The sequence below is a fragment of the Plectonema radiosum NIES-515 genome, assembly GCF_025753815.1.
Classification (GTDB): domain Bacteria; phylum Cyanobacteriota; class Cyanobacteriia; order Cyanobacteriales; family Nostocaceae; genus Hassallia; species Hassallia radiosum_A.
Genome location: NZ_JAOWRF010000221.1, coordinates 1 through 10,109, shown reverse-complemented (window position 1 = coordinate 10,109; position 10,109 = coordinate 1). Strand labels below are relative to the sequence as shown.

Genomic DNA, 10,109 nt, shown 5'->3' with positions numbered 1-10,109 from the left:
CCACTGCCCACTCCCCCAATGATTACCATAAGTAAAACTTCTCATTAGGTTAACGAGGGCAAAAACCATCGAACGATATACTAGGCATGGGAATTAGCAACAAATCTTCAATCAAGCGTCAACAAGAGCAGAATTATTAATGGATAAGTTTACAAATATTAACTCAAAATAATAGTTGTAAATGACTAAGACTCAATGACTTCAACAACGGAAAAATGAATCCAGGAATTGACCTCCAAGGAACTTTTATTAAATCCCTCATGGATTTGGGGCTACCATCCGGCACAGCCAAAGCAATTTGGATGCCCCTGCCGATGATATTGATGCTCATTGGGGCAACAGTTGGTGTGTTGGTTTGTGTTTGGCTGGAAAGGAAGATTTCCGCAGCCGCACAGCAGCGCATTGGACCTGAATATATTGGGCCTTTAGGCTTGTTGGCTCCTGTAGCCGATGGTCTGAAGTTGGTATTCAAAGAAGATGTAGTGCCAGCTCAGGCTGATCCCTGGCTGTTTACCCTCGGTCCAATCATCGTTGTGCTGCCAGTATTTCTGTCATATTTGATTGTGCCTTTTGGACAGAATATCCTGATTAGCAATATTGGCACAGGGGTCTTCTTGTGGATCGCTTTGTCTAGCATTCAGCCGATTGGCTTGCTGATGGCTGGTTACGCCTCAAATAACAAATACTCCCTCTTAGGGGGGTTGCGGGCAGCAGCGCAATCGATTAGTTATGAAATTCCTTTGGCGTTATCGGTGTTAGCGATCGTCATGATGTCTAACAGCCTCAGCACCGTTGATATCGTCAATCAACAATCAGGTTACGGCATCTTGGGGTGGAACATTTGGCGGCAACCAGTCGGTTTTATCATCTTTTGGATATCTGCCCTAGCCGAATGTGAAAGATTGCCCTTTGACTTACCCGAAGCCGAAGAAGAACTAGTAGCAGGTTATCAGACTGAATATTCTGGGATGAAATTCGCCCTGTTCTACCTAAGTTCTTATGTCAACCTGGTGCTTTCTGCCTTGCTAGTATCAGTTTTATACCTGGGTGGCTGGGATTTTCCCATTTCACTTAACTTGATTGCCAGTTGGGTAGGAGTTAGCGAAACTAATCCCGTATTGCAGATCGTCGATGCCTCACTAGGCATCACCATGACCTTACTTAAGGCTTACTTCTTAGTCTTTCTCGCAATTCTGTTGCGCTGGACAGTGCCACGGGTTCGCATTGACCAATTGCTAGATTTAGGATGGAAATTCTTACTACCAATTGCGTTGGTTAACCTTCTATTAACCGCAGCATTGAAATTAGCGTTTCCCGTTGCTTTTGGCGGCTAATTTGAGAGTTAAGAGTGAGGAGTGAGGAGTTACGAGTTATGAGTGAGCAGTGAGGAGTCTGAGTTTTCTAATTTGAGTGTTAAATTAACAATTAAACACTGAGTACTTTTAACACCAACTCCTAACTCCTAACTCCTAACTCCTAACTCCTAACTCCTAACTCCTAACTCCTAACTCCTAACTCCTAACTTTTTGAGAGAGACACAAAATGTTAAAGTTCCTAAAACAAGTTGGTGATTACGCCAAAGAAACGGTACAAGCGGCTCGTTACATTGGTCAAGGTTTGTCTGTCACCTTTGACCACATGCAACGGCGTCCAATAACCGTCCAGTATCCTTACGAAAAGCTGATTCTCGGTGAGCGGTTTCGCGGTAGAATTCACTTTGAATTTGATAAGTGTATTGCTTGCGAAGTCTGTGTCCGCGTTTGTCCAATTAACCTGCCTGTAGTTGATTGGGAATACGACAAGGCAAGCAAAAAGAAAAAGCTCAACCACTACAGTATCGACTTTGGAGTTTGTATTTTCTGCGGTAATTGCGTGGAATATTGCCCAACTAACTGTTTATCGATGACAGAAGAGTATGAGCTTTCCACATACGATCGCCATGAATTGAACTATGATAGCGTAGCGCTAGGTCGTTTGCCTTACAAAGTTACAGATGACCCAATGGTAACACCACTACGCGAACTGGTTTACTTACCTAAAGGCGTGATGGAACCCCACGGTTTGCCAGCAGATGCAAAGAGCGCCGGTGCCCGTCCAGAAGACTTAGTGGAACAAGAAAAATCATAATGTTAGTGGTTAGTCGATAGTGGTTAGTAGAATAACCAACAACGCTCCAACCAACAACCAACAATCAACCGACAGAGGACAAAAAACAGTGAATCTAGCGGAAGGAGTACAAATTGTTTCCTTTGGTATACTGGCGGCGATGATGGTAGGATCAGCGCTTGGTGTAGTGCTGTTCTCAAGCATCGTTTATTCTGCCTTTATGCTGGCAGGCGTTTTTATTAGTATTGCTGGCTTGTATCTGTTGCTGAATGGTGACTTCGTAGCCTCAGCGCAATTGCTAGTTTACGTCGGTGCGGTGAACGTGCTGATTTTGTTTGCCATTATGTTGGTAAATAAACGGGAAGATTTTGTGCCGTTTCCCAATGCTTGGATACGTAAAGCCCTAACGGGGGTAGTCAGTCTAGGATTGTTTGCTCTGTTGAGTACGATGGTTTTAGCGACACCTTGGAGTCACTCAACTCCAGTTGTTGGTGGTGAAAGTTCTACCGTTTTAATTGGTGAGCATTTCTTCACTGACTTTTTGCTACCTTTTGAACTCGCTTCCATTTTGTTGCTGATGGCAATGGTGGGAGCAATTATTTTGGCACGTCGCGAATATTTGCCGGAGCCATCATCATCTGGATTGCCGCAAACCATTTTAACTTTGCCAGAACGTCCGAGAGAACTGGTATCGGTTAGTACTGGGTCTGACTCAGATAGTACTGATACTAATCGTGGTAGTTCTCGTCGCGAGTAATCAAAGAGGGGCAATGGGACTTTCTTGACAAGGAGGACAAGGAGGACAAGGGGGAAAGGGGAAAGAGAAAAGGAATAAAAAGCTTTTTCCATTACCCATTACCCATTACCCATGCCCCATGCCCCATGCCCATTAACAACAAACAAATTCATGCAACTCCAGTACTTTTTATTACTAGCAGCGGCTTTGTTCTGTATTGGCATCTTTGGCTTGATTACTAGCCGTAATGCCGTGCGGGTATTAATGTCGATTGAGTTAATGCTGAACGCTGTTAATCTGAATTTAATGGCATTTTCCAACTTCCTAGACTCAACATTAATTAAAGGTCAAGTTTTCACAGTATTTGTGATTACCGTGGCAGCTGCTGAAGCAGCAGTTGGTTTAGCGATCGTGCTTGCCATTTATCGCAACCGTGATACTGTCGATATGGAACAGTTTAATCTTCTGAAGTGGTGATATGAAGTGCAACTCAAGCAAGTAATCATTGCTTATAAAGCGAGAGACCCCCAAAGTAAACGCTGGGCTGAAATCTGTGCCAAACAACTCGAAGACCGCCAATGCCACGTATTGATGGGACCCAGTGGACCAAAAGACAATCCTTATCCGGTGTTTTTGGCTTCTGTAGGGCAACCAATCGATCTAGCTGTGGTACTTGGTGGTGATGGCACTGTTTTAACGGCTGCAAGACATCTAGCCCCAGCTGGTATCCCAATTCTGGCAGTGAATGTGGGAGGTCATCTGGGCTTTTTAACTGAGTCGGTAGAAGAATTTCAGGATACGGAGAAGGTTTGGGATCGGCTGCTGGAGGATCGCTATGCTATCCAGCGGCGTATGATGCTACAAGCTGCGGTGTATGAGGGACATGGGACAAATCTTGAACCTGTTACCGAACGCTACCTGGCTTTGAATGATATGAGTATTAAACCTGCTTCTGCCGATCGCATGATCACTTCAATTTTAGAAATGGAAATTGATAGTGAAATTGTCGATCAGTATCAAGGAGATGGTTTGATTCTAGCTACTCCCACAGGTTCCACTGGTTACACCGTTTCTGCCAATGGTCCGATTATGCACGATGGTATGGAAGCGATTACCATCACTCCCATTTGTCCAATGAGTCTTTCTAGTCGTCCTCTAGTCTTACCTCCCGGTTCCGTTGTCAGCATCTGGCCCTTGGGAGATTATGAGTTGAGTACCAAACTCTGGATGGATGGAGTGTTAGCTACTTCGATTTGGCCAGGACACCGTGTTGATGTGCGGATGGCAGATTGTCGCTCTAAGTTTATTATTTTGCGGGAAAATTATTCCTACTATCAAACACTGCGAGAGAAATTACTGTGGACGGGGACAAGGATTCGCTACAGTAATAAGAATCACCATAATTGATAGAGGTGTTCAGCGATCGCATTTAATCAACAAAAATAATATGCGATCGCTTAACACTTCACTACTATAACCGCCAAACTTCCTTCAGAACATCAATCAAATTTTGCTGTCGTCGCTCAATAACTGCGGGTGTCCATTCATTTTGTTGCAACACTTGTGTAGTCAGTGCAAAAGGTGAAACACCTGTTTTAGTGGTAAAATACTTCTCCTTTTTCTTCTGAAAATCGTAGTTTTTCGCTTCACTATTTTTTCTACGAGACAGCAAAACTAAGTTTCCTAAACAATGCACATATTTCTCGCGTTCTCGGTCGGTAAAGCTACTCACCCATACACTATCAGAAGCTGGATTTTGCGGAAGAACATGCTCAACACTAATTGTAGTAAATTCATAAGTAGCTTCACCATCTGAAAGGGCAGCATCTAAGCGAAGTAAAACAAAGAGACGAATTTTCTGAATTAAATAAAGGTCATCATTTAGAACCTTAATAATATTACGTCGTTCTTCTATTGTCAGTTGAAGTGGTGAATCTTCTGCGTACAGATTAGCCTCGCTTTCAATAGCCAAAAGCAATTTACCGTAACGTTCAATGCGCTCATTAATATTAACCCGTTGAATGATTATCCCTGCCGCAAGCCGTTCTAAAGCAGTAAAAAAACGCAACAGTTCATCAGGATTATTATATTGTTGCGATAAATAGAGAATTGCTGGTGGTATCCAGTCAGAATTATCTAGTTGCTTTAACCACCCAAATAGCTGATTAATTTTCTCAGCACATTGATGATGCCGATAATTTACTTTGTTAATATCGAAATATGAATTAGCATAAGGACATAGTATTTCATCTATAAAGTTTTTAGGATTATTCGTCGGTTGAACATATAGACGAAATTCTTTGAGGATGCTTTCCTTTGCCTTTGATTTTCGATAAATCATGCGGATGTGAGTAAAGAGATATTGAAACCTTTCTCGTCCCAAATCCTCTTGGATATCGTCCCACTTCTTGGCATATGCTTCCTTTTCACAATCTGCTATTTTGCCGATGACTTCAGCCTTGAGAATATCAGACAGAGAAAGGTCTAAACCCCGGTCGTTCAGCACAGAAAATATTTGATACGCAGAATCTAAATCTAGGGTAGAAACAACAACTAAGAAACATCGTTTAATCACAAAATGAGCTAACCGAAGCCGCTCTTCATTTGACAAATTACACAACTTATTTAAAAATAGGAGAGCGTTTTCTTTGATATTTTTCCTACTATCTGATAGTGCAGCAGAACTTAAATCTTTAAGTTTGCTAATACCATTTTCGTCTTGGATATATTGCTTAAAAAAGTCTGCATCTCGCTTTGCTAAAATTAAACGGTAGCGGTTAACACTGTCATCGAAAGGATCGCTTTCTTCGAGCAACTTCGTTAAAGCGTAAGCATGTGGAGGTTGTAGCAAAGTCCGCATAACTGCAAGCAAAATCGTCAGGGTAGTCAAGCGTTGCTGTCCGTCTACAACCTGAGCATCTGGTTTATCTTCTTTTTCCTTGATTAGGACAATGCTCCCTAAAAAGTATGGATTTACATCATCTATAGGCTCTTTACTGTCTCCCAAGGATGTAATCAGGTCTTCTAGTAGTTCTCCTGCTTGCTCAGTAGTCCAAGCATAAGGACGCTGGTAGAGAGGGATGGTAAAGGCAAAATCGCTAAATACTTGTTGGATGCGATGTTGGGTAGCCTTAATTTCAATACTGTTCATGGGTAACTCGATTGCCCTATGGCTGATAACAGTTGTTCTGAGTTATTGTTCCCTGTATGACAGCTTTTAGTTCACATTTTTGGGAGTTATTTTTTCAAACTTTATTTTGCAGTTGTGGAAGAATAATTTGCAAATTGTCACGAAATATGCAATACACATCTAGACAAACTGCGTCTACCTCAATTTAAATATTAAGGAGAGGTATTTATCGTTAATGTACGCTCATTAGGTTACTGTCAAAGTAAGGTTGGTGATGTTTTACAACAAACGGCTCTCTCTGAGTACGCTAGCAATGCTCCAGAAATGTCAATTCACCTACCTGGGTGATTTTTTTTTTAACAACTTCTTGGGATTAGTTATGCACCATATTAAACTTGCTCCCAGTTGGTTGCGATTTTTAATTGTTGTCTTGTTGGTGATAGGTATATTTTTTCGCTTTGTTAACCTAGAGCGTAAAGTTTACTGGCATGATGAAACTTATACCTCATTGCGGATTTCTGGTTACACAGCACAGGAAGTGAGGCAGCAACTTTTTAATAATCGTGTAATTACGGGGACATATTTTGATAAGTACCAACGTCCCAACCCAGAAAAAAACTTAGGTGACACAATTAAATCTTTAGCAATAGAAGATCCACAGCATCCACCGCTTTATTACATAATAGCTCGATTTTGGGTGCAAATTTTTGGCAATTCGGTGACAGCAATTAGGAGTTTGTCTGCTTTTATCAGCTTGCTGGTGTTTCCCTGCGTCTACTGGTTATGCAAAGAATTATTTAGAGTGCCATTGTCTGTTCCTTTTATAGCGATCGCTCTTATGGCAATCTCCCCGATTCATCTCGTCTACGCTCAAGAAGCACGAGAATATATGCTTTGGACAGTAACTATATTACTATCTAGCGCCTCACTGCTGCGAGCAATTCGACTAGAATCAAAAAATAAACAGTTAGCCAAAAAACACCAAGCATCAAATCCTATTTTTGTCTGGGGGATTTATGCAGCGACTTTAGCACTAAGTTTATATACATTTTTATTAAGTGGATTTGTCGCCCTTGCTCATGGTTTTTATGTACTTACTATTGCTAAATTTAAGTTTACTAAAATAGTAAAAGCTTATCTTTTGGCTTCGCTAGCGGGCTTTTTAGCCTTTCTGCCTTGGATATTAGTTGTGTTGTTCAACTTTTCTCAATTGGATTCGGCAACATCTTGGACAAAGATGCCAATTAATTTTATCACTTTAATTCAAGCTTGGCTGATTCAGTTAAGTCATATTTTTTTTGATTTGAACTTTGGGTTTGAAAATCCTTTAATTTATTTAATTACACCAGTTATTTTAATTTTAGTTGGTTATGCAATTTATTTTCTTTATCGGACAACGAACGAAAAAGTTTGGTTGTTTATTGTATTGTTGATTGCCGTCCCAGCATTACCTTTAATGTTACCAGATTTGCTGTTTGGGGGAATACGCTCATTAAGCGATCGCTATTTATTGCCTTCTTATTTAGGTATTCAAATTGCGGTTGCTTATCTATTAGCAACTCAGATATATAGCGGAAATTTAGCGCGTCGGCAAATCTGGCAAATGATTACAGTGCTAGTAATTACCTGTGGAGTGATTTCTTGTGGTGTGAGTTCCCAAACGAAAACTTGGTGGAGTAAGGTAATTAGCTATGGTAATCCCCAAGTTGCCACAATCATCAATCAAGCTTCTCGTCCACTTTTGATTAGTGATTCTTTTGGCATTAATTATGGAAATGTCTTTTCTCTCAGCTATCTTTTAGAACCAAAAGTGCGCTTTATATTGGTGAAAGAAGAAAAGATACCTAAAATTTCTCATCAATTTACAGATGTATTTTTTATAAATCCAGCAAATAATTTTCGCCAAAAAATAGAAACGAGCTATAAATCTAAACTAAATCTTGTTTATCAAGATAATTATTATTCACTTTGGAAACTAGCAAAACCCCGGATCTGAGGTGCACGCAATATTTAAGTTTAAAATAATGAAGCGATATATAACAGTCCTAAATGATTCGTGAAAAAATGATATCCCCGACTTCTCTAAAATATCGTTTATCTGAAGAAAGTTAATTTTGACTTTGGAAATAGGATTGCTATAGTTCGTAAAAACTAATAACAAAATTTAAACCAATTCTCAGCTTAAATTAATTTTGTCAGTATCATCAGGCTTTAAAGTTAAATTATAAACGAAATCAAGGACATTAAAGCCATGAAGTTCAAGTTTTTAGCCGTTTTGGGTATCGCTCTTGTTTGAAACGTCAGCTATGGAAAACAGGCAAGCGTGAAGCGAGTAACTATATAGATGCAATATTCAACTATTGCAAGCACTCCTGTTGCACAGAAGGTGGAAACAGCCGGCGATTATGGAACTTTTAAAGCTGGGGAACACCCTTGAATTCAATATTACTTTTAACTATTTAATATTAAATCCTAACTATGGGCAAGCAGAAGAGTGAATCAAATTAAAAAGAGTTGGCTAAATCTTGACCCCTTTTCATTGCGGGTGCGTTTAACGATTGGTATTGCTGCGGTTTCCGCTTTGGGATTAGGTAGCCTCGCTATCTGGACGAGTTGGAAAATGCAACAAATTTTGATTGAGAGTCATAAACAGAATATTGAACAAATTGCTATACGTTTACCGCTATATGTGCAATTAGATCGTGAAATGATGCCATCAGAAACAGAGTTGCAAAAAGCAATTAATAAGTTAACTAGTACGAATACATTGTTATGGATAAAAAATCCCGAAAACAAAATACTGGCAAAATCTACTATTGGAAATTTGCTATCTGATTCTACAGCAACTAAGTTAATTTCTTTGGCAGATATGCCGACTAAACCCCACGTTTACAAAATTAGTCAACGCTACTTTCTTTTATATTGCAACACGTTGCACGTACAGGGCAAGGTGCTAGGAAATTTGTTCGTTGCGGAGGATATTACCTACGAACAAAGGCTGTTTCAAACAATGCTGAAGAGTTTGAGTATTGCCAGTATTTTGACTATTATAATAATTTCTGTGGCGATCGCATTTTATATTAAACATTCTTTGCAACCTCTGCGCCAGCTTAGTCAAATGACAGAAGTGATTTCTGCTCAAGATTTACCAGAAGCGCATTTATATATTGATAATGCACCTAGTGAAGTCAAAGAACTAGCGCAAACATTTAATATGATGTTATCTCGCCTCTCTCAATCTTGGGAACAAGAGCGACAATTCGTTAGTAATGTTTCTCACGAATTACGTACACCATTAACAATCGTACATGGTTACTTGCAAAGCGTATTGCGGCGGCAAAATAACTTAACAGAAATTCAACGGGAAGCTTTAGAAACAGCTGCATCTGAAGCAGAACGCACGATTCGGCTTTTACAGGATTTACTTGACTTAGCACGGGCAGATAGTGGTTATTTGCATTTTCGGATACAGCCTTGCGTGGTGAATGACTTGGTTGCAGAAGTTGTGACTATGGCAGAAAAGTATACCCAACGCCGAATTATAATTGAATCAGAAAATGGCTCAATTGAAGTAAAGGCAGATTACAACCGCCTCAAACAAGTATTGCTTAATTTAGTTGATAATGCTGTTAAGTATTCTGAACCGGATACAACCGTAATTCTCAAGTTATATCAACAAGAAGAATCGGCAATTATTCAAATTCGCGACAAAGGTTATGGAATTCCTTTACAACACCAATCGCGGATTTTTGAGAGATTTTACCGTGTAGATGAAGCACGTACAAGTTCCACCGGTGGTTGTGGTTTGGGGTTGTCGATTGTGAAGACACTTGTCGAGGGGATGGATGGAAGCGTAACAGTGCGATCGCGTTTAAGTGAAGGAAGTGTATTTACAATCACTCTGCCCGCTTATCGACTACTAGATTGAGGGGAGGAGACAGGGGGGAGACAAGGAGACAAAAAAGAAATTTCTATATCTTCCCCCACTCCCCCCCTCTCCCCCTCCCCCACTCCCCCACTCTCCCCCTCCCCCCCACTCCCAATACGGTTCGGTTAAGAATATTTGTGAACCCAAAACCCTTGTAGAGACTAGCAAGTGCAACGTCTCTACATACGTTAACCGAACCCCACTCCCCC

General features: G+C 40.4%; 8 protein-coding genes. 7 read left to right on the top strand and 1 reads right to left on the bottom strand.

All coding sequences use genetic code 11. From position 1 onward, the window contains the following. Positions 1-215 precede the first annotated feature (215 nt). The 5 genes from nuoH to OGM63_RS15190 all read left to right on the top strand — a co-directional run bounded on the left by nuoH (position 216) and on the right by OGM63_RS15190 (position 4,249). On the top strand, positions 216-1,334 hold the full coding sequence (nuoH, locus tag OGM63_RS15210; protein ID WP_263746431.1) for an NADH-quinone oxidoreductase subunit NuoH: 1,119 nt from the start codon (positions 216-218) through the stop codon (positions 1,332-1,334). A gap of 208 nt (positions 1,335-1,542) precedes the next feature. Then, positions 1,543-2,127, top strand: coding sequence for an NAD(P)H-quinone oxidoreductase subunit I (gene ndhI, locus OGM63_RS15205; protein WP_263746430.1), 585 nt, complete (start codon positions 1,543-1,545; stop codon positions 2,125-2,127). An 88-nt stretch (positions 2,128-2,215) separates the two neighbouring features. Beyond that, positions 2,216-2,863, top strand: a complete 648-nt coding sequence (locus OGM63_RS15200) for an NADH-quinone oxidoreductase subunit J (RefSeq protein ID WP_263746429.1) — start codon at positions 2,216-2,218, stop codon at positions 2,861-2,863. 150 nt (positions 2,864-3,013) lie between these two features. Next, positions 3,014-3,319, top strand: coding sequence for an NADH-quinone oxidoreductase subunit NuoK (gene nuoK / locus OGM63_RS15195; RefSeq protein ID WP_029636295.1), 306 nt, complete (start codon positions 3,014-3,016; stop codon positions 3,317-3,319). A gap of 6 nt (positions 3,320-3,325) precedes the next feature. Further along, the gene (locus tag OGM63_RS15190; protein ID WP_263746427.1) at positions 3,326-4,249 is read left to right on the top strand and encodes an NAD(+) kinase; all 924 of its coding nucleotides are present in this window, start codon (positions 3,326-3,328) and stop codon (positions 4,247-4,249) included. Positions 4,250-4,313: 64 nt separating this feature from the next. On the opposite strand, the gene OGM63_RS15185 is transcribed toward OGM63_RS15190, so the two are convergent. Then, entirely contained in the window at positions 4,314-5,993 is a 1,680-nt protein-coding gene (locus tag OGM63_RS15185) for a DUF262 domain-containing protein (protein WP_263746426.1), read from the bottom strand. A 358-nt stretch (positions 5,994-6,351) separates the two neighbouring features. Here OGM63_RS15185 and OGM63_RS15180 point away from each other — a divergent pair, with 358 nt between their 5' ends. Beyond that, positions 6,352-7,968, top strand: coding sequence for a glycosyltransferase family 39 protein (locus tag OGM63_RS15180; protein WP_263746425.1), 1,617 nt, complete (start codon positions 6,352-6,354; stop codon positions 7,966-7,968). A 498-nt stretch (positions 7,969-8,466) separates the two neighbouring features. After that, the gene (locus tag OGM63_RS15175; protein WP_263746424.1) at positions 8,467-9,900 is read left to right on the top strand and encodes a sensor histidine kinase; all 1,434 of its coding nucleotides are present in this window, start codon (positions 8,467-8,469) and stop codon (positions 9,898-9,900) included. The last annotated feature ends 209 nt before the right edge of the window (positions 9,901-10,109 follow it).